The sequence below is a fragment of the Streptomyces sp. NPDC006463 genome (assembly GCF_042870715.1).
GTDB lineage: Bacteria > Actinomycetota > Actinomycetes > Streptomycetales > Streptomycetaceae > Streptomyces.
Genome location: NZ_JBIAHP010000027.1, coordinates 56,022 through 74,426, shown reverse-complemented (window position 1 = coordinate 74,426; position 18,405 = coordinate 56,022). Strand labels below are relative to the sequence as shown.

Genomic DNA, 18,405 nt, shown 5'->3' with positions numbered 1-18,405 from the left:
GGGGGGGGCGGCCCCCCCCCCCCCCCCCCGGGGGCGGGGCGCGCCCCCCGCCGCCGGGGGGCCCCCCCCCCCCGCGGGGGGGGGGGCGGGGGCCCCGCCCCTCTCCGTCATCTCGAACTTTCACGAGCGCGGCGTGATCGTCGGATCAGATGACGCCCTGCGCCAGCATCGCGTCCGCCACCCGCTCGAAGCCGGCGATGTTCGCGCCGACGACGTAATCCCCCGGGGCGCCGTACCGCTCAGCGGTCTCGTACGCCACGGCGTGGATCGAGCGCATGATGGCGGCGAGCTCGTCCTCCACCCGCTGCGCGCTCCAGGCCACCCGGCCGGCGTTCTGGCTCATCTCGAGGGCGCTGACCGCTACCCCGCCCGCGTTGGCGGCCTTGCCGGGCCCGAACGCGACCCCGGCCTCCTGCAGGATCCGTACGGCCTCGGGGGTGGTCGGCATGTTCGCGCCCTCGGAGACCGCCTTGACCCCGCCCGCGACGAGCGTACGGGCGTCCTGCGCGTCCAATTCGTTCTGCGTGGCGGAAGGGAAGGCGATGTCCGCCGGCACCTCCCAGACCCGCCCACCGGGCACGAACCGCGCCGAGGATCCGCGCCGTTCCGCGTACTCGCTCACGCGCCCGCGCTCGACCTCCTTGACCTGCTTGAGCAGGGCGAGGTCGATGCCCTTGTCGTCCACGACGTAGCCCTGGGAGTCCGAGCAGGTCAGCGGGTTCGCACCGAGCTGCTGGAGCTTCTCGATCGTGTACAGCGCGACGTTGCCGGAGCCTGAGACCACCGCTGTCAGCCCGTCCAGCGACTCGCCCCGGACCGCCAGCATCTCGGCGGCGAACAGCACACTGCCGTAGCCGGTCGCCTGCGGCCGGATCGCGGAGCCGCCCCAGCCCCGCCCCTTGCCGGTCAGGACGCCGGCCTCCCAGCGGTTGGTGATGCGCCGGTACTGGCCGAAGAGGTAGCCGATCTCGCGGCCGCCGACACCGATGTCCCCGGCGGGCACGTCGGTGTGCTCGCCGATGTGCCGGTGCAGCTCGGTCATGAAGGACTGGCAGAACCGCATGACCTCGGCGTCCGACCGGCCGTGCGGATCGAAGTCGCTGCCGCCCTTGCCGCCGCCGATCCCGAGGCCGGTCAGGGCGTTCTTGAAAATCTGCTCGAAGCCCAGGAACTTCACCACGCCGATGTCCACCGACGGGTGGAAGCGCAGACCACCCTTGTACGGGCCGAGCGCACTGTTGAACTCGACGCGGTAGCCGCGGTTGACATGGACCCGACCCCGGTCGTCCTGCCACGGAACGCGGAAGAGGATCTGCCGCTCGGGCTCGGTGAGCCGCTCCACCAGGGCCACGGCCGGGTCGGCGTACTCGGGCCGGGCGGTGAAGACGGGGGCCAGGGTCTCGAGGACCTCCCGTACCGCCTGGTGGAACTCGGGCTGCGCGGGATTGCGGCGCTCGATCTCGGCCCGCAGTGCTTCCAGCCCGTCCTTCGAGTCCTTCACGTGTTTCCCTCCAGGCAGTGCGCGGTGAGCAGACAAAGGCAGGTCCTTGGTGTCCGCGGATCCGCGCGTACTGGTCGTTTTCGAGTGCAGCACGCTCCGAACACGCGCTTGCGGAAAGTTCTTCCGGAGCGCGGCCCGTTTTGCGGAGGCTACCGCGCACGGCGCTGCTCTGGGGAAGGCTTCTGCCCCGCGGACAAAAAAGTCCCGCACGCTGCTGTTTCGCCCGCTGTGCGATGGTCGCTCTGGAGGCGATGACCGAGACCCTCATGCTTTTCAAGGCGTCCGGCACCATCACCCGAAACGGCGAGGCCATCCGGGAGAACCGGCCGAACAACCGCTCTCCGGCCGGTGCGGTAGCGGTAGTGGGCCGGCTTCCACGTGCCGCCCGCGGGGCCGGCACGCTGACGTGATCAGGTGGCTCGGGACGGAAGCGGTCTGCTTCATCCCGAGCGTGTCGGGGTGGAGGGCGACGTCTCTGCGGTCACGGGAGCTGAGCCCGGCCAGGTTCAGCTCCGATGACAGGCTTCGGGTCACCCAGGAGGCTGGGACCGATGACTGCCGTTTGCAGGGCGTACCGGCGGGTGGGGTCTCCCGACAGCGGACCTGCCCAAAAGCCCATGCCAGGCCCTGACCCTCTACCAGGCCCTGGGCCTCCTCCAACACCTCATCGCCACCTGGACCGGCACCTGCCCCACCTGCCAGCAACCCGCCCCTTGGCAGACCGACGACACCAGGTAACAAAGCACTACTGGGAGCTGGCCAGCCGATCACAATTTCTGTGAAGGGACGAGCATGATCTCACCCAGCTCCTGGCATCTGCGGCGCCACCAGGGCCAAGTCCTCGGCGCTCGGGGGTTGGGCAAGGTGCGTGCCAGGAAGGCGTTGTCCGCGTCCTTGATGATCGACGCGACCTCCCGGGCTGCTCGTCGGTCGAGAGCACCTATGGCTCGTTCGATCAGGAGGCGGTCATCCAGATGTCATAACCGGGCAGGTGAGGTCTGGGCAGATAAAGCGGCCGACCGGGACGGCGTGCGAAGGCTCGCCAGCGATGGATGGCGTCCTCGAGCTGCCGGCCAGGCAGGCCGCGCTCGGCCTCGAAGCGGGCGGTCTTGCGGCGCATGTGCGGTGAGAATTCAGATGGTCGGCGCCGATAGTCCCGGAGATGGGCCCGACAGAGGGCGTCCAAACGCAGAGCAGCCGCCGTCTTGCGGGGCACGGCTCTTCTTCCGTAGGTGGTAACTCTTCGCCGGCCTGCTTCGTCACGTTCGCCAGCTCGAAATGCCCTCCCGGTCTGCCTAGGTCGGACGGGCGGGGTCTGGCTCCCTCGGCTGGGGAGACGCGCGACGGTGACGGTGTGGCGCTCTTCGAAACGGACGCCCCGCGGGGTGTTGATCGCAGGCGGTATCTCTCCCTCCGGAGAGATGCCGCCCAGCAGTATGTTCGCTTCCTGCCGCCCGCCCGCAACTACGCCCGGCGTTCGGGGTGCTGGAGCGGACGGTGACTGCCATCCCGCGCAGCTTGATCCTCACGTAGGGGGAGGCCCTACCGTCCACGCCATGAAGATCATTGTTCATGACACGGCCTCCACCATGCTCGATCTCCTGCGGCGTCCAATGGAGGAACGGACCGACGCCCTACGCGAGATGCTCAGTCCCCTGCAAAACGCCATGTCCGTGATCGGTGATCTGGACATGGTCCAGATGCACCAAGCGGGCAGCGGCTTCCGGATCGATGTGGAGGATGCGCGCTACCTGGCAGCCCTGCGGCAGATGCAGGACGCGCAGGTGTGGAATCAGATCGAGGACTGCCTCGCCGCGGCGTGGACACGGTTGAGCGCAGCGGTGCCCGGGATCAGGACTGCCGAGACCGTGCACGTCGTCCTCGCGCTGGGCAACCCGGACGACGAGCTGCTGACGGTCCGTAACGGCGGCTACTTCGGTATGGGTGGCATTCCGGGGGCGATCCAGCTGACGATGTGGCCCACCGAGACCAGCCTCGCGAAGATCGGATACGCCGCTGCGCACGAGCTCCATCACAACGTGCGCTATGCCAACGTGGTCTGGGATCCGGCCACGGTCACGGTCGGCGAGCAGGTAGTGGCCGAGGGACTGGCCGAGGCGTTCGTACGCGAGCTGGCCGGTGAAGGCGCGATGGGGCCTTGGTCGACGGCGTTGTCCGGCCAGGAACTGGACCATGCACAGGCCAAGGTCACGGAGGCGATCGACGTGGCCGGGATGGCAAACCTGCCCCCGTACGTGTACGGCGACGCCATCGCCATGCGCATGGGCTGCGAACCCGTCGGGCTGCCGGACGCCGCCGGGTACGCAGCTGGCCTGCGCATCGTGGATGCCCACCTCACGGCCTCCGGACTGACCGCGGCACAGAGCACCGCGCTGCCGGCCCGCGACATCCTCAAGAACGCGGGCGTACCGACCAGCGCGTGACCCACAGCACGGAGACGCGATGTCCGGGCGGTACGCGCGCTTCCCGGCCGGGGCCCACAACAAGGTCGTGGAACTACGCCGAGGTGCCCCTGCCGGCCGGCAGGGGCACCTCGTCCGGTCAGGTGATGTCCAGAGCGCCTGGGGCACCTGCCCTCGTCCGCACACTCCTGTCGGCACGGCGTGATCTTGAGCGTAGCGGGCAAACCGCTGACCAACCGGCTCAATGCATGAATCGTCCCGGCGGCGGGCGCGGACCGCCACCTGGCCCGGGCGGACGCCTGGAAACTCAACGTCCCCGCCGAGGCGGACCAGCAGACCGGCGCGACCGAGGTGACCGACCGCAGCCGCCGCCACCCGCGGCCGGCACCGCGGCAACGGCACCCAACCCCTCCGTCAGCCGGTCCGCTGCCACCCCGGCACCCACCGGGCCCACTCAAGGCCGCCCGGACCGCCTCCGGGTCGCCGGCCTCCGCCACCGCCCACGACCACTCCCCCGGGCCGGCATCCGCTGCCGGGACCAGACCCGAGCCGACCGGCCGCCCGGCCGACGAAGTCATGAGGGAGTACGGCGAGAGCGCATACCGCGGCAAGTGGGATGAGCATCGAGGCGACGGGGGCAGCCTCGGCTTAGGCCGACGGCTTGTCCCGTGCCGGGCCCTCCGGGCTCGGGGGGTGGTGGCCGGGGCCTGTGGGAAGCCCGGACAGCGGCGTGGGAGAGAGATCGGCCGGGTCCTCGCCCGCTTCGAGGAGTGTGTCCGCCGCTCCGACGATCAAGGGGTCGGGACGGTGGGCCGCCGCGTCGTCCTTGCTGGTGTAGTCGATCCGCCACAGCAGACTGCGCATCGCCTCCAGGCGGGCGCGGCGCTTGTCGTTGCTCTTGACGACGGTCCAAGGCGCATGGGCGGTGTCGGTCGCCCGGAACATTTCGATCTTGGCGGTGGTGTAGGCGTCCCACAGGTCGAGTGAGGCCAGGTCGGTGGGTGAGAGCTTCCACTGCCGCACAGGGTCGACCTGGCGGATCGCGAAGCGGGTGCGCTGTTCGGAGCGGGAGACCGAGAACCAGAACTTGATCAGCAGGATGCCGTCCTCGACGAGCATGGCTTCGAAGGTGGGGCACTGGTGCAGAAAGCGGTGGTATTGCTCTTCGGTGCAAAAGCCCATGACCTTCTCCACGCCGGCCCGGTTGTACCAGGAGCGGTCGAAGAAGACGATCTCACCGCGGTCGGGGAGGTGGGCGATGTAGCGCTGGAAGTACCACTGGCCCGCTTCGCGCTGGTCCGGTCTGTCCAGTGCCACGATGCGGGCTCCGCGGGGGTTGAGGCGCTCGGTGAAACGCTGGATGGTGCCGCCCTTGCCCGCCGCGTCCCGGCCTTCGCAGATCACCACCACGCGCGCTCCGGTGTTCTTGACCCAGCGCTGCAGCTTCAGCAGCTCGATCTGAAGGATCCGCTTGACCCGCTCGTACTCGGCTCGCCGGACCTTGCGGTCGTAGGGGTAGTTTTCCCGCCAGGTCTGGATCGGCTCCCCGACCGCGTCCAGCAGCACCGGCTGCTCCGGCCGGCTCGCATCCACACTCAAGTCGGCCAGCAGCATTTCTGCCGGGTCCGGCTGGTGCCGCTGTTCGCTCACGCCCTGCGTATACCCCCGCCTCCTGAACCACTACCCTCGCTCGAACCCCAGGACCGGGGGCAACCTGACCAGGCAGTCGTGGGGTGTCTACTCGCGTCCCAGGTGGCGCCTGCGGGGATCGAAATCTCGTACGACTGAGTGGGAGCCGTCCGGCAGGATGGCGGGCATGACGGACGCGCTGACGGGACTGGCACGGCACTGGTGGAACATGGGATTCAACCGGGCCGTACCGGACGATCTCCTCGTCCGCCTGCTCGACGTCGAGCCCGGTTTCCTCTTCCGGAAGGACCTGTCCCCGGCCGTCCTCGACGCGGCCGTCGACCATCCGGACCGCAATGTACGCGGCATGCTCGTCGAGGGCCGGCCCGCACTCACCCCCGAGCAGTGGAGTCGGCTGCTCCTGAACGAGCCCGGCTCGGCCCGGCGACAACTGTTCGTCGAGGACGCGGCTTGGGCCGGTACCCGACTCACCCCTGACTGCCACCAAGCCCTTGCCGCCGACACCTCTCCCTTCGTCCGGGCCGCGGCCGCGGGGCTGCCCGGGATGCAGGCGTCGCTGCTCAGCGCCCTCGCCGCCGATCCCGTTCCCCGCGTTCGGTCCGCCGCCTGCACACCTGCGTGGGCGCATCTCGCACCAGCCGTACGCGACGGGCTGCTCGCCGACTCCGACGGACACGTCCGAACCGCCGCGATCCTGCGGCACTACCAGGACGTGCCCCTGGGCCCCGCCGTCCTCGACACCCTCGCCGAGAACGCCCGGACCCGGGCCCTGAAGAGCTGTCGGCTCGAAGCGACCTGGGCCGCCCGCCTCGCCAGCGGCCAAGACGTGGAGGTACGACGCACGCTCGCCGAGAATCCGTTGCTCCATCCGCACGCCCTCGCCCTTCTCCTCGTGGACGAGGACAAAGAGGTGCGTGAGACGGTCGCCGTGCGCGCCGATCTGACGGAAGAGGAGCGCGCCGGTGTCCGGGTCGACATCGAGCCCGGCGCCAGGCGCGGCTACGTCTTGCCGTGGGTCGCCGACCTCCACCACGACCCCGAGGCCATGCGTCGGCTCGCCGCCTCCAGCCACCCGTTCGTCCGCAGCAGCGTCGCCCGAGCGCCCCGCCTCCCGACCGACGTGATCGAGCGGCTGGCCCGGGATGAGGACCCGACCGTGCGGCTGTTCCTCGCCGAGTCCTGCGACGACGCGCCCGCCGACATGCTCCTGGAGTTGTGGCACTGGTGGGACGGCAGCCTCAGCTTCCCTGGCCGGCCCCGCAACCACCCCAACTTCCCGCGCTCGGGCCTGCTGCGGTTTGCCACCGATCCGAACCCGCGGCTGCGGCGGCTCGCCCTTTCCGACCCGGAGTCGACGCCCGATCTGGTCGAGACGTTCAGCCGGGACGATTCGGAAGAGGTGCGGGGGGGACGTGGCAGAGGACCTGCGGCTCGCGCCCGCCACAGCAGTACGGCTCCTCGACGACATGGACGAGAGCGTCCGGGCCCGGGCGGCCCGGAACCCGGCAGTCCCGCCCGACGTGCTGCTGCGCCTCCTGACCGACCCGGTGACCGCCCGTGACGCTTCGTGCAACCCTGCCCTGCCCCTCCCGGTCCTGCACCGCATGGTCGAGCTCCTCGAAAGGGAGGCCGAGCGGTCGAACGCAGCTACGCCCAGTCGCTGAATCGGTCTGGCCGGCAAGCGGTCCCGCCTCAGTTCGAGTAATTCCGCGACGGCCGGCAGAGGCCTCAGGGCGCTGACCCTGGGCCGACCAACGGTCCTCGTCGGACAGACCCCGTGAGGAGGTCGTATTGGCACATGCGCACGCAGCAGGCATCGGCGTCGTCAGAAGCGTGGCCGCGCCCAAATCGGAGTGACGGGGACGCCGACGCCTTGTGATACTGCTCCGATGATCAACCTGCCTACCGCCGTGCTGGACTCGTTGTCGGGGCTCGCCTTCGGTGATGCCTCCGGTGACCGCTGGTTCGGCATCCTGCGCCGCGAAGGCCCGGCAGCCTTGGAGGCACGGATCCTGCCTCCGGAGCCGCTCTGGCAGTGGAGCGACGACACCGCGCAGGCGCTCGTTCTCGTCCGGGAACTCGCCGAGGGCGGCGGCACCGTCGACCAGGACCGCCTCGCCCTGCGCCTCGCCGAGGCCTACGCCGACGACACGCACCGCGGCTACGGAGCCTCGATGCACGACGTGCTCCGCCGGATCGGCGCGGGCGAGCCCTGGCGGGAGGTGGTGGCTGGACAGTTCGGCGGCCAGGGCTCCTGGGGCAACGGCGCGGCCATGCGCGTCGCCCCGCTCGGCGCCTGGCACGCCGCCGACCTCGATGCCGTCGCCGAGCAGGCCGCCGGGCAGAGCGCGGTCTCACACCACCACCCGGAGGCCGTCACCGCCGCGGTGGCGGTCGCCGTGGCCGCGGCGCTGGCCACCCGCAGCCGCGGCGAGGCCGCCCCGGCGCGGCCGGACTTCCTCCAGGCCATCGCCGACCGGCTCCCCGTCGGCGACGTCCGGTCCGGGGTGCGGATCGCGGCCCGGCTGCCGGAGCACACCTCGGTCCGGCACGCCGCGGAGGTCCTGGGCTCCGGCTACCGGATGTCCGGGCCCGACACCGTTCCCTACGCCCTGTGGTGCGCGGCGGGGCACCTCGACGACCTGCACGAGGGCTTGTGGTTCACCGTCGCCGGGCGCGGCGATATCGACACCACGTGCGCTATCGCGGGCGGGGTGATCGCCGCTCGCACAGGCGTCGACGCTCTCCCTCATGCCTGGCACGCAGCCCGTGAACCGCTGCCCCTGGTCGTGTCGGAGTAAGAACCCATACAGGGCGCCGATCAGCCGACCACCTGCGCAGGTCAGTGGGTCGTTCATCGCGGATCGGTACGGGTGGGTCGTCGCCGGCTCACTCCGGGGCCGTCGGAGCTGAAGGACCGGCATTACCTCTGCCCGGCGCCACGGGCTGTGGCTTACTACGACTCCGACCACTTATCCAAGCATCATGGCTGTGGCCGCGGCAACGCCGGGACCAGCGATAGAGCCTTGTGGGCAAGAAGCTGCGCTGGGACCTGGCCTCGACAAAAACGCGCGCCAAGCGCTCCTCGGGCTCGCCGAATCCTGCCCCGCGGGGCGACCCAGCGCCCGGCGCCGTGCAGGCGTCCCGCCTGCGGCGAGGCGGCGGGCGATGAGCAACGCCAAGATGGCGTCGGCCGAAGGACTCTCGCTCGTGCACTGCTGCCTGGCAGGTCCTGCGACCACACCGGGGTCCCGCTGGAGCCGGAGGCGAGCAGGCAGGGCCCGCCTACCGGGCATCCCCGGCGGGCACGTACCCTCACCTGCTATGACGTACCTCCGACGTATGGGGCAGGCGACCTCCTGGGGTCGCATGGACGGGCGGGGCCCCGGCCCCGTGGCACCTCGCTGTTCTCGACGAGGCCTACGCGCTGATGGGCGAGGGCCGGTTCGAGGACGCCGAGGCGCGGGCACGAGCCCTCGTCACGGCCCGGCGGAGCCGGAGGGGACGGGACCGCCGGCCGGGCACCGTCTGGTACGCCGCCTACGTCGCCGCCCTCGCGGCGCGCGCCCACGGACGACAAGAGCCGTCGCTGCTGGCCGAGTTCGAGGCACTGATCGCAGAGGCCGAGCGGACTTACCACATCCACCACAACCTGCTGCTGCCCGCCCGCTTGAACCGCGCGAGGGTGCTGATCGACGAAGAACGACCCGCCGAGGCGGAGGCGGAAGCCCGGGACGTCCTACGCGCCCTGGCGCGGCGGGCGAACCGCGCCGAGGACAAGAAGCTCGAACTGTCCGCCCTGATCTGCCTCGGGCACGCCCTGTGCGCGCAGGGCCGCTACGAGGAGTCGGAGGCGATCGCCCGCGCAAACCTGCCACGGGCCGACGAGGACGTCGTGCGCCCCCTCCGAACCCTGCTGATCCGCAGCCTGTCAGGCCTGGGGCGCTACGAGGAAGCACTGGCGGAGTCGCTGGAGGCCCTGCCCGAGCCGCCGCCGCACGCCGCCGGGCACTTGGAGGTCCACAGGGCCACCGCCCTGCACGCCCTCGGCCGCAGTGACGAGGCCCAGGAGGAAGCCGGCCGGGCACTGGCCGCCTGCGAGCGGTACCTGCACCCGACGCACCCCCGCACCGCCGCGATCCGCACACTGCTGTCCCGCATCACTCCGCCCTGACCATACGGGCCGCCGCGCCCCACGCCCGCCCGGAACTGCCACGTCCCACGTCTCCCTCAAAAGCGGCACGCCCACCAGCTGCAATTCGTTTCCTCGCCTGCCGCGCTGCCTGTGCCATCGCTCCCGTACCCCCTGGTCGCCGACCGGACACCGCTCGCGTCGCTCGCGTGTGGCGAGATCACCCCGGGCCTTGGCGATCCCGCCCCTCACCCGGCGGCCGGTCCCGGGGCCAGGCTGGCCCCATGAGCGACGACGATCCGATCACCGACTTCACCCGCCGGAGCGTGACCGTGGAGGGGGTGGAGAAGACGGTGTACGTGGCCGGGGCCGGGCCCGCGGTCGTGGTGCTGCCCGAGATGCCGGGCATCAGTCCCGACGTCCTGCGGCTCGCGCGCTGGGTGCGGGACGCGGGTTTCACCGTCCATGTGCCCTCCCTGTTCGGGACGGACGGCGCCTTCCCCACGGTCGAGGGCGCCCGCGAGGTCGTCCGCCGCGCCTGTGTCAGCGCGGAGTTCCGCGCCTTCGCCGGGGGCGGCACCAGCCCCGTGACGGTCTGGCTGCGCGGCCTGGCGCGCCAGGCCCACGCCGCGTGCGGTGGGCCCGGGGTGGGCGCGATCGGCTTGTGCTTCACCGGCAACTTCGCCCTCACCATGGCCCTGGAGCCGGCGGTGATCGCCCCGGTGGTCAACCACCCCTCGCTACCGCTCGACGACCCCGGCGGGCTCGAACTCGACGCAGCGGACGCGCGCGCGGTACGCGACCGGCTCGACCGCGACGGACTCACCGTCCTCGCCTACCGTTTCGAGGGCGACCGCTGGTGCACGGGGCAGCGCTTCGCCGCCTACCGCGCGCTGCTCGGCGACGCCTTCGACGGGCGCGTCCTCCCGGACAGCGCCGCCAACCCGGCCCCGCCGCCGTTCTTCGCCGACCTGGTCGGCACCCCGCACAGCGTCGTCACCGCCCATCTCGTCGACGAGCCCGGCCACCCCACCGTCCGGGCCCGCGACGAGATCCTCACCTTCCTCACCGAACGCCTGCACCCGCACGGGAACCGGCCGCTGCCCACCACCTGACCGGGCCCTGGGGCCTGGTGTCTGCCGCCGATCCTGCTGACTTGCCGCCAGCAGTCGGGAGCGTTCCCGGATTGTGTGCCAGAACCCGCTTGTAACCTACGTAGCCAGCACGGCCAAAGCCGCCACCGCGGCCACAGCCGTGCGTTCTGGCGCCGCTCGTCCAGGCGGCGCCGTTTTGAGTAGCGCTGGCGAGCCGGGACATCGGCCCCGGCTCCACGCCTTGTCGACGTCCTGAGGGCGTCCTCAAGGCGTGGGTGGCGGCCTGCGGGAAGAGGTCAAGGCGCAGGGCTCTGGTCCTCCGTCCCACCTGCGCGTGGTGGAGGACTCATACGTCGCCTCCCCCTTCGGCGGCGAAGGCTGTGGATCTGAGAGCCTCGGCTCCCAGGGCCCTAACCTCGGCCAGCAGCTCGGCGTTGGTGATGCCCTTGACGAGGTATCCCGCCACCCCTGCCGCGGCCATCTGGGTGCGCGGGCTCTGGTCGCCGTAGGCTGAGAACGCCAGGACGCGTACGCCCGGGACGGCGCGGATGATCTGCTGGGCGGCATACGGGCCGCCGCCGGGGAAGCGCACGTCGAGCACAACGACGTGGGGCCGTCGGGCGGTGGCGAGCCGGACCGCCTGGTCGGCGTCGGCGGCGCTGCCGGCCAGGGTGAGGTCGTCCTGGGCCTCGATGACTTCGGCCAGCGCCGCGCGCAGCACGGCGTTGTCGTCGCAGACCAGCACCCGCAGGGGCCTGGGTGTGGCGGGCCGGGTCACGTCGGCTCCTGGGTGTCGGTCCGGGAGTCGAAGCTGAGGTGTGCGCCGGGGAGCGGTTCGTCCAGCACGCCGGTCGGCAGGTCGGGCACCCAGAACTCCACGGTGGTGCCGGCGCCGGGCTCGCTGCGAAGCGTCCACCAGCCTCCGGCGGTCTCGGCCCGCTCCCGCATCTCCATCAGCCCGAAGTGCTCGTGCAATTTGCGGGCTCCCGCCGGTTGCCCGGAGCCGTCGTCAGCCACTTGGACCAGCAGGCCCTGGTCCTGGGTGTTGACGCTGACCCGCACGGTGCGCGCTCGGGCGTGCTTGTGCACATTCAGCAGCGCTTCCTGCACGATGCGAAAGATGGTGACGGCGGTCTCGGGAGCCGGCTCCTTCGCCAGGTTGTGTTCCAGGGACGGCTTGAGATCCCAGCTCCCGGCCACCACCTCGTTGAGGTGCTGGGACAGCGACTCGACCAAACCGTGCCGGTCGATCCCGGGCGGCTGGAGGCGGAAGGTGAGGTTGCGTAGGCGGCCCACTGCCTCGCGCACCGACGCGTCGAGCTGGGAGAGTTCACGCGCGTAGGGCTCGCCGACCCGGTCGGCGAGGAGCTGTAGCCGCATGCCGACGGCGACCATGGCCTGGATGGAGTCGTCGTGCACGTCCCAGGCGATGCGGCGGCGTTCCAGTTCCTGTGCCTGCACCATGTGGGTGAACAGGCGGCGGCGTTCGGTCAGGGCCTGCTCGGCGGCGCGGCGCTCGGTCATGTCCCGGGTGACCTTGCCGAAGCCGCGCAGTTCGCCGGTCTCGCCGAAGAGGGGGGTGATCACGACGTTGGCCCAGAAGCGGGAGCCGTCCTTGCGGATGCGCCATCCCTCGTCCTCCAGCCGGCCGTCGGCGATGGCCGCTTCCAGCTCGAGGTGGGGTTTGCGGGCCGCGATGTCCTCGGGCGGGTAGAACACCGAGAAGTGTTTGCCGATGATGTCCGTGGCACGGTAGCCCTTGATGCGCTGTGCGCCGGCGTTCCAGGAGGACACGCGCCCTTCGGGGTCGAGCATGAAGATGCCGTAGTCCACGACGCTCGTGACCAGGAGGGTGAACGCCGTCTCGGTCGGCTCGAGAAGGCCACCTCGGTCGACGGCGGGGCTGTTCCCGGTCACGGGAGAAGGCCCTCACGGCGGGCCACGGCGACCGCCTCCAGCTGGGAGCGGGCGCCGAGCTTCTCCAGGACCCGCTGGACGTGGTTCCTGGCGGTGTTGAGGGCGACGCCGAGCCGTTGGCCGATCTCGGCAGGGCCCAGGCCCTCGCCGAGCAGGCCCAGGGTCTCGCGCTCGCGCGGGGTGAGGGTGGTCCCCAAGCCGGCTGTTCGTCCGGTCAGCCGGTCCAGCGCTCCGCTGAGCAGCCCCTTGCTGAAGGCCATTTCACCGGCCGCCACCAGGCGTACGCCGTCTTGGAGTTCGCCCAGGTTGCCGACCTTGAGGATGAGTCCCGAGCCACCGGCCTCGGCGACGTGGGCGGCCACCGCCGGTGTCCCCTCGCCGGCCAGCACCAGGACCCGGGTCCCGGGGGCGGCGGCCTTGAGCGTGGCGATGGCGGCGATGCCGTCACCGTCGGGCAGGCGCCGGTCCAGCACCACTACGGCGGGGCGCAGCCGGGCGGCGTCGGCCAGCGCGTCCGCCACGGACAGACTGCGGCCGACGACCACCAGGTCGTCGGTGCGGTCCAGGGCGAGCCGGATCGCCTCTGCCACCATGTCGTGGTCCTCGACGAGCAGGATGGTGATGCGCTCACCGACGCTGCGCGGCGCGGTCTGCGGTGTGGCCTGCGGTGTCGAAGGCATCAGACGGTCCTCGGGGGTAGACGCGGCACGTTGTCGGCGAACAGTCCGTCGACGCCTGTGAGGGCAAGCAGTCGGGCTACCTGCGCGCGGGCGCCCGTTACGCACAAGTCGGTGCCGATCCTATCCGCCGTAACTCTGGCCTCCAGGAGCACGTTGAGGCCCGCGCAGTCGCAGAAGCGCAGGTCCCGCAGGTCCAGTACGACACGGTCGGACCGCCGCGCGAAGCAGTCGGCGAGGGCGGCCCGCAACTGCACGGTGATATCCATGTCCAGCTCGCCGACGAGGCGGAGAACGGTTGTGTTGGCGTCGAGGGCGGTGGTGACCTGAAACGACGGGCCGGTCACGTTGCTTCCTCTCTCATGCGGCAACCCCAAGCCTGGGTAATGGGCACCAGGCAAGAGTAGTGAATCTGCACTAGAAGAGAACCCATTCTCCTGAACAGACCACCACACGCTCGGGCCGATCAGTGCAAACCCGACGAGCACAGGGGGACCGAACCGGAAAGCTTTTCGAACGGGCGTGGGTACCCTGCCGTGCGGGGGCGAAGCCGAGTAACGGGGCCCGGCAGCGCCACGGTGTCGCAGGCAGCGGTGAGGGTACCCGAGCTGTGAGCAACTCAGTGGAAAGAGAGTGGGAATGGAACTCCCGCCAGCCACTCCGCACGATGCCCGTGCGAGGGTGTGCGTGGACTTCGACGGAGCGCCCGGCTGTATCGCCGAAGCAAGGGCCGTCGCTGACGCTTTCCTCCGACACCACTCCCCCAACGCCCTCCGCACCTTTCACGACGATGTGCTCGTGGTCGTCTCGGAACTGGTGACCAATGCCGTCCGCCACGCCCCGGGGCCCTTCGTCCTGGAGTGCGGCCTGCTTCCCGGCGGGATCGGGATCACCGTGCGGGACACCAGCCCCACCCTCCCGCATCTCCGGACTCCCGACGGTACCGGCGGACGCGGGTGGCCCATCATCCAGAGCCTCGCCCTACGGGTGCACACCGTCCCCCGCTACGACGGCAAGTCGGTCCACGCGGAACTGGCCTGGTAGTCCCACGCCGTGTGCGGAACGGGCAATCTCACAATGCGATGGCGGGCCGGCACGGCCGCCGCAGGAGGGTCGGCCGTCCCGCATGCCGGGGAGTGAGGAGCCACACCCCACTGACGACAGCGGTCCCCCGCCGGCCCCTTCGCGTGGACGCGAGCCCGCCCCTCGCGGCCCCGGCAACGGCGAACGCAATGCGCTGCGCCCCTGGTCCCAGGCCGCGGCTGCGGATCGCGAGGCGGTCGTACGGCCTTTCGTGCACGGCGTCGGCCTCGGCGAGCCGCAGCAGGCACCGCGTCGGCCGAAGGGGAGGAATCGCGGCGCTTGCGACATCAAAGAGGGGTGTTCGGGTAGCCGGACACCATGGTCCCCAACAATCACACTCCGCTCCGCGCCGTCGCGCTCGTCTGCACCCTGTCCCCCTCCCCCGCTCCCTCAAGCTCGCAGCTACTGGCCGAGCAGGCCATGGCCGCCCTCGGCGAGCACGGCGTCACCGGGAAGACCATCCGGATCGCCGACCACGCCGTGAAGCCCGGTGTACAGACCGACATGGGCGAAGGGGACGCCTGGCCGGAGATCCGGCGCACGATCCTGAGCTGCGACATCCTGATCCTGTCCACGCCCATCTGGCTCGGCCACCCGTCCAGCATCGCCCAGCGGGTCCTGGAGCGTCTGGACGCGGAGATCTCCGAGAGCGACGACGAGGGCCGCATGCTCACCTACGGCAAGGTCGCCGCGGTCTGTGTCGTAGGCAACGAGGACGGCGCGCACAAGGTCAGCGCCGACTTGTTCCAAGGCCTGAACGACGTCGGCTTCTCGTTCGCCCCGAACGCCGTCACCTACTGGGTCGGCGAAGCCATGCAGGGCACCGACTACCAGGACCTCGACGAGCCCCCCGAGAAGACCTCCGGCACCACGGCCACGCTCGCCGCGAACACAGCCCACCTCGCCCGCCGCCTCAAGGCCGCGCCATACCCTGCGAGCTGACCCACGGCTCGCCCCCGCACAGCGCATCCCAGACCGGGGAAATGCATGTCACGACAGGAATCCCAGGCTGTGGACGCACTCGCGACGGCACTGGGCGGGCATCAAGCCTGGGACCGGTTCCCCGCCGCCCTGTGACCCGGGCCGTACCCGGCGTGGTTCGACGAAGGGAGTGGTCGATGACGCCCCCGGCGCTCGGCGCAGGCGGGTGAGGTCGAGTCGGGCCACTACCACGCTGCACCCCGGGGGGCGTGCCTCCGGAGCCTTCGTTGTGATCGGCCGCAGCGCCTGTCGCGGGCCGGGGCTCACCGCGCGGTCGCCTCGGCGGTGAGGAGGTCGGTGAGGGCCGGGAGGCCGCCGGCGTCAAGTGCGCGGCGCTGGCGGTCGGCCGGCGTGCCCCGGCGGAGGAGGCGGTGCACGAGCGAGTTCACTTCGCGGTGGTCGCCGGACTCCTCCAGCGCGGGGCCGATGTGTCGCAGGAGCATGTACAGCACGTCCCCGCTGCTGCGGGGGCGGCCGTCTGGGTCCAGCAGTGTGCTGCTCAGTCCGTGCCGGGCGGCGTGCCACGTGGCGGCTTGCAAGAGCTCGGGCTGCCACTGGACAGGGGCCGCTCCCGCTTGCTCCTCGGCCATCGCGGTGGCGACGAGGGCACGGACGATAGCGGCGAGCATGACGCCCTCGTCCGCGTCCAGCTGCACGTCGCAGCAGCGCACCTCGACGGTGGGATAGCTCTCGGACAGCCTCGCCTGCCAGTACAACTGTCCCCTGTCGGATATCACCCCCGATGCCACCAGCGCATCGACCCGCGCCTCGTAGTCCGCGATTCCCGCGAATCGCGGTACCGGCCCGCTCACCGGCCAGCGGCCGAAAATGATCGTGCGCCAGCTGGCGAAGCCGGTGACCCGCCCGTCCCACAGGGGCGAATTCGCGGACATCGCCAGCAGCGTCGGAAGCCAGATGCCCAGGCGGTTCAGGACCGCCACTCCGGTCTCCCGGTCGGGAATGCCGACATGGACGTGCATCCCGCAGATCAGTTGCTCGTCGACCAGCAGCCGGGCCTCACCGCGCATCTTCAGGTACCGCGGCCTGCCGGTGACGGGTACGGGGACGGCGCCCCTCAGCGGTGCGGCGCCCGAGGCCGCGATCCGGCAGCCGTTCGCCTGAGCCGCAGAGGCGACCGCGTGGCGCAGCCTGAGGAGATGGCCCCCCACCTCCTCCAGGGCCTCGCACACGGGGGTGGCGACTTCGATCTGTGCCTGGAGCAGCTCGTCCTGGACCTCCCCTGCATCCGCGATGGGCGCCAGGCCGGCCGTGGCCCGCACTTCCTCCACGAGCGGCGCGGGGTAAAGCGTCACCGGGTCGACCAGCAAGTACTCTTCCTCGACCCCAACAGTGATCATGCCGGACGGCTACCCCGAACCGGCTTGATCATCCAGCAAAGCCGTGCCGGATGCGCGAAAGCGCCCGATCCCGTGATCAAGGATCCATGGAGGGCAACATCATGAAGATCACCTACCACCGGCCAGTAGCCGAGACACCCCCGGCCTACGGCATGGTCCAAGAGAAGCGGGACTGCGCGGACAACGTGCTCGTCACCCCCTGACGGGGCGGTGGCGGGGGCGAGCCCGTCGGACGTCAGGTATTCAGCACGATGGCGTAGGCAATGATCACGCTGAGTGGATCCTTGCCCCAGCCCCGCTTCCGCCGCCCGGCGGGACTCCGCCGCCGGCGTCGAGTCCGGGGGTGGTGCGCGGGTCCGCGTCCGGGTTGGAGACGGTCATGGCTCTCAGTCCTCTGGCTCGACGGTCCGGCACTCCGCGACACCACGCTGCGCCGAATCGAAGGGCCCGTATCGGCCGCGGCCTATGCCTCTGAAGCCGTCGCCTCCGTCCCCGCGCCCAGCGACGCGGCCACCCTCCTGCGGGGCGAACTCCTCACGCGATGGCGATGGCGGTGACGGTGGCGGTTGAGGCGGGCGAGGTGGCGGATTCCGGTACGTAGAGCTTGCGACCTCGCGACCGAGCACCGGCGTGGTCAGGCCGAAGGCGACCTTGGCCGTCTTCGTTCGGCCCAGGAGGTAGCTCTTCATCGGGCCCGGAGCTCGTCGAGGTGCTTGTCGATATCGAGGCACTCCTCTCCGACGCCGATGACCGCGTACGTCTGCTCAAGAAAGGCCATGAGCGTGCAGGCCTCCACGAAGAGGACGGCCTTCCCTTGTTGCTCGCCGCTTCGGCTGCGCAGGTCGACCCGGAGTTCGTCGACGCCGGCTCCCTTGCGGGGGCCAAAAGTGACGTCGCCCTCACCCACGGGACGGTGGAGTCCCTCGGCCAGCATCTGCCGGTCGAAGTGCCAACATGCCAGGACGCTGAGGCCGTCGAAGAACTCCGCCTGCACCGCGTACGGGTCGCCGGCGTCATACGAGAAGCGGGCTGCAAGACGAACACGACCCGACGCCGCATCAAGGCGTACAGGGATCAGAGCGGATACATAGGACATCGACAGGCCTCCTCGGCGGGCTTCACGGCCGCCCTCGTATGCCCCGCTTCGGCCCTGCCACACTGGCACCAGGTTCTGTGTCTCCGCCTCGCCACCACCCCCGTCCGTACGCGCGCCGCGCAAGGCGGCGGGGCAGGTCTCGACGGACACGCCCGCTGGCGCGGCACCGTCCGGCACGGCTCCCCGAGCCCTCCCGCCGTCGCGCTGAAATCCGTTGGCACAAGCGGGGTTTGGTGGCCGCGATCGGGGACACACGCGCCAGTGACGGTGGCACGTCTCTCCAGGCCGGCGACCTTCGCGGCTGGTGACCGTAGGCGGCACCCCTTCCCCCGGGATGCCGTCTGCGGGCCACCGACACGGTAACGCTCCGTCGTCCCGTCGCACGGCACAGCCGCAGCCGCGTCCATGCCTCCCCGCGGATCCGGCCCGGCCAAGCCCCCGGCGCTCACTGACCACACAGTGGTCCCCGGGCCGCAGACGGGACGACAACCGC

18 protein-coding genes are annotated in these 18,405 nt (G+C 70.9%); 8 read left to right on the top strand and 10 right to left on the bottom strand.

What is annotated here, in order from left to right; genetic code table 11:
- Positions 1-145 precede the first annotated feature (145 nt).
- A complete protein-coding gene (gene gdhA, locus ACFYOB_RS35000) occupies positions 146-1,501 on the bottom strand; it encodes an NADP-specific glutamate dehydrogenase (RefSeq protein WP_388567273.1) in 1,356 nt (451 codons plus the stop codon).
- Between the two features lie 251 nt (positions 1,502-1,752).
- Here gdhA and ACFYOB_RS34995 point away from each other — a divergent pair, with 251 nt between their 5' ends.
- The gene (locus tag ACFYOB_RS34995; RefSeq protein ID WP_388567271.1) at positions 1,753-1,911 is read left to right on the top strand and encodes a hypothetical protein; all 159 of its coding nucleotides are present in this window, start codon (positions 1,753-1,755) and stop codon (positions 1,909-1,911) included.
- A 545-nt stretch (positions 1,912-2,456) separates the two neighbouring features.
- Here the strand turns inward: ACFYOB_RS34995 and ACFYOB_RS34990 are convergent.
- The gene (locus ACFYOB_RS34990; RefSeq protein WP_388567268.1) at positions 2,457-2,621 is read right to left on the bottom strand and encodes a hypothetical protein; all 165 of its coding nucleotides are present in this window, start codon (positions 2,619-2,621) and stop codon (positions 2,457-2,459) included.
- A gap of 436 nt (positions 2,622-3,057) precedes the next feature.
- Here ACFYOB_RS34990 and ACFYOB_RS34985 point away from each other — a divergent pair, with 436 nt between their 5' ends.
- Positions 3,058-3,945, top strand: a complete 888-nt coding sequence (locus ACFYOB_RS34985) for a DUF2268 domain-containing protein (protein WP_388567265.1) — start codon at positions 3,058-3,060, stop codon at positions 3,943-3,945.
- Between the two features lie 627 nt (positions 3,946-4,572).
- On the opposite strand, the gene ppk2 is transcribed toward ACFYOB_RS34985, so the two are convergent.
- Entirely contained in the window at positions 4,573-5,538 is a 966-nt protein-coding gene (gene ppk2 / locus ACFYOB_RS34980) for a polyphosphate kinase 2 (RefSeq protein WP_388567361.1), read from the bottom strand.
- Between the two features lie 202 nt (positions 5,539-5,740).
- Between ppk2 and ACFYOB_RS34975 the strand changes: the two genes are divergently transcribed.
- The 4 genes from ACFYOB_RS34975 (at position 5,741) to ACFYOB_RS34960 (ending at position 10,821) form a co-directional block, all read left to right on the top strand.
- A complete protein-coding gene (locus tag ACFYOB_RS34975) occupies positions 5,741-7,135 on the top strand; it encodes a PE-PGRS family protein (RefSeq protein WP_388567263.1) in 1,395 nt (464 codons plus the stop codon).
- Between the two features lie 328 nt (positions 7,136-7,463).
- Complete coding sequence (locus ACFYOB_RS34970; RefSeq protein WP_388567260.1) at positions 7,464-8,375, top strand: ADP-ribosylglycohydrolase family protein; 912 nt, start codon at positions 7,464-7,466, stop codon at positions 8,373-8,375.
- 629 nt (positions 8,376-9,004) lie between these two features.
- Complete coding sequence (locus ACFYOB_RS34965; RefSeq protein WP_388567258.1) at positions 9,005-9,748, top strand: hypothetical protein; 744 nt, start codon at positions 9,005-9,007, stop codon at positions 9,746-9,748.
- A gap of 242 nt (positions 9,749-9,990) precedes the next feature.
- Positions 9,991-10,821 carry a dienelactone hydrolase family protein gene (locus ACFYOB_RS34960; RefSeq protein ID WP_388567255.1) on the top strand — a complete coding sequence of 277 codons (831 nt, stop codon included), beginning with the start codon at positions 9,991-9,993 and terminating at the stop codon, positions 10,819-10,821.
- 325 nt (positions 10,822-11,146) lie between these two features.
- On the opposite strand, the gene ACFYOB_RS34955 is transcribed toward ACFYOB_RS34960, so the two are convergent.
- Genes ACFYOB_RS34955 through ACFYOB_RS34940 form a run of 4 tightly spaced genes read right to left on the bottom strand, consistent with a single transcriptional unit; the run spans position 11,147 to position 13,741 of the window.
- Positions 11,147-11,578 (bottom strand): response regulator transcription factor, encoded by a 432-nt coding sequence (locus ACFYOB_RS34955; protein ID WP_388567252.1) that lies wholly within the window; start codon positions 11,576-11,578, stop codon positions 11,147-11,149.
- A complete protein-coding gene (locus tag ACFYOB_RS34950) occupies positions 11,575-12,717 on the bottom strand; it encodes a PAS domain S-box protein (RefSeq protein ID WP_388567250.1) in 1,143 nt (380 codons plus the stop codon). The genes ACFYOB_RS34955 and ACFYOB_RS34950 overlap by 4 nt, the downstream gene beginning before the upstream one ends.
- Entirely contained in the window at positions 12,714-13,397 is a 684-nt protein-coding gene (locus ACFYOB_RS34945; RefSeq protein WP_388567248.1) for a response regulator, read from the bottom strand. Before ACFYOB_RS34945 ends, ACFYOB_RS34950 begins: the two co-directional genes overlap by 4 nt.
- Complete coding sequence (locus tag ACFYOB_RS34940; protein ID WP_388567245.1) at positions 13,397-13,741, bottom strand: STAS domain-containing protein; 345 nt, start codon at positions 13,739-13,741, stop codon at positions 13,397-13,399. The genes ACFYOB_RS34945 and ACFYOB_RS34940 overlap by 1 nt, the downstream gene beginning before the upstream one ends.
- 292 nt (positions 13,742-14,033) lie before the next feature.
- On the opposite strand from ACFYOB_RS34940, the gene ACFYOB_RS34935 reads away from it, so the two are divergent.
- Together ACFYOB_RS34935 and ACFYOB_RS34930 are read left to right on the top strand one after the other, a co-directional pair.
- Positions 14,034-14,438, top strand: a complete 405-nt coding sequence (locus ACFYOB_RS34935) for an ATP-binding protein (RefSeq protein ID WP_388567243.1) — start codon at positions 14,034-14,036, stop codon at positions 14,436-14,438.
- Positions 14,439-14,795: 357 nt separating this feature from the next.
- Positions 14,796-15,419 (top strand): flavodoxin family protein, encoded by a 624-nt coding sequence (locus ACFYOB_RS34930; RefSeq protein WP_388567240.1) that lies wholly within the window; start codon positions 14,796-14,798, stop codon positions 15,417-15,419.
- A 302-nt stretch (positions 15,420-15,721) separates the two neighbouring features.
- On the opposite strand, the gene ACFYOB_RS34925 is transcribed toward ACFYOB_RS34930, so the two are convergent.
- The 3 genes from ACFYOB_RS34925 to ACFYOB_RS34915 all read right to left on the bottom strand — a co-directional run bounded on the left by ACFYOB_RS34925 (position 15,722) and on the right by ACFYOB_RS34915 (position 17,912).
- Entirely contained in the window at positions 15,722-16,816 is a 1,095-nt protein-coding gene (locus ACFYOB_RS34925) for a glutamate--cysteine ligase (protein WP_388567238.1), read from the bottom strand.
- Positions 16,817-17,083: 267 nt separating this feature from the next.
- On the bottom strand, positions 17,084-17,197 hold the full coding sequence (locus tag ACFYOB_RS34920; RefSeq protein WP_388567235.1) for a DUF6480 family protein: 114 nt from the start codon (positions 17,195-17,197) through the stop codon (positions 17,084-17,086).
- Between the two features lie 304 nt (positions 17,198-17,501).
- Entirely contained in the window at positions 17,502-17,912 is a 411-nt protein-coding gene (locus tag ACFYOB_RS34915; RefSeq protein WP_388567233.1) for an SsgA family sporulation/cell division regulator, read from the bottom strand.
- Between the last annotated feature and the right edge of the window lie 493 nt (positions 17,913-18,405).

Excerpts from the sequence above, each read along its gene's own strand:
- ACFYOB_RS34995 (WP_388567271.1), top strand. The coding sequence starts at position 1,753 with ATGACCGAGACCCTCATGCTTTTCAAGGCGTCCGGCACCATCACCCGA.
- ACFYOB_RS34990 (WP_388567268.1), bottom strand. The coding sequence starts at position 2,621 with ATGCGCCGCAAGACCGCCCGCTTCGAGGCCGAGCGCGGCCTGCCTGGC.
- ACFYOB_RS34985 (WP_388567265.1), top strand. The coding sequence starts at position 3,058 with ATGAAGATCATTGTTCATGACACGGCCTCCACCATGCTCGATCTCCTG.
- ppk2 (WP_388567361.1), bottom strand. The coding sequence starts at position 5,538 with ATGCTGCTGGCCGACTTGAGTGTGGATGCGAGCCGGCCGGAGCAGCCG.
- ACFYOB_RS34975 (WP_388567263.1), top strand. The coding sequence starts at position 5,741 with ATGACGGACGCGCTGACGGGACTGGCACGGCACTGGTGGAACATGGGA.
- ACFYOB_RS34970 (WP_388567260.1), top strand. The coding sequence starts at position 7,464 with ATGATCAACCTGCCTACCGCCGTGCTGGACTCGTTGTCGGGGCTCGCC.
- ACFYOB_RS34965 (WP_388567258.1), top strand. The coding sequence starts at position 9,005 with ATGGGCGAGGGCCGGTTCGAGGACGCCGAGGCGCGGGCACGAGCCCTC.
- ACFYOB_RS34960 (WP_388567255.1), top strand. The coding sequence starts at position 9,991 with ATGAGCGACGACGATCCGATCACCGACTTCACCCGCCGGAGCGTGACC.
- ACFYOB_RS34945 (WP_388567248.1), bottom strand. The coding sequence starts at position 13,397 with ATGCCTTCGACACCGCAGGCCACACCGCAGACCGCGCCGCGCAGCGTC.
- ACFYOB_RS34935 (WP_388567243.1), top strand. The coding sequence starts at position 14,034 with ATGGAACTCCCGCCAGCCACTCCGCACGATGCCCGTGCGAGGGTGTGC.
- ACFYOB_RS34930 (WP_388567240.1), top strand. The coding sequence starts at position 14,796 with ATGGTCCCCAACAATCACACTCCGCTCCGCGCCGTCGCGCTCGTCTGC.
- ACFYOB_RS34925 (WP_388567238.1), bottom strand. The coding sequence starts at position 16,816 with ATGATCACTGTTGGGGTCGAGGAAGAGTACTTGCTGGTCGACCCGGTG.
- ACFYOB_RS34920 (WP_388567235.1), bottom strand. The coding sequence starts at position 17,197 with ATGACCGTCTCCAACCCGGACGCGGACCCGCGCACCACCCCCGGACTC.
- ACFYOB_RS34915 (WP_388567233.1), bottom strand. The coding sequence starts at position 17,912 with ATGTCCTATGTATCCGCTCTGATCCCTGTACGCCTTGATGCGGCGTCG.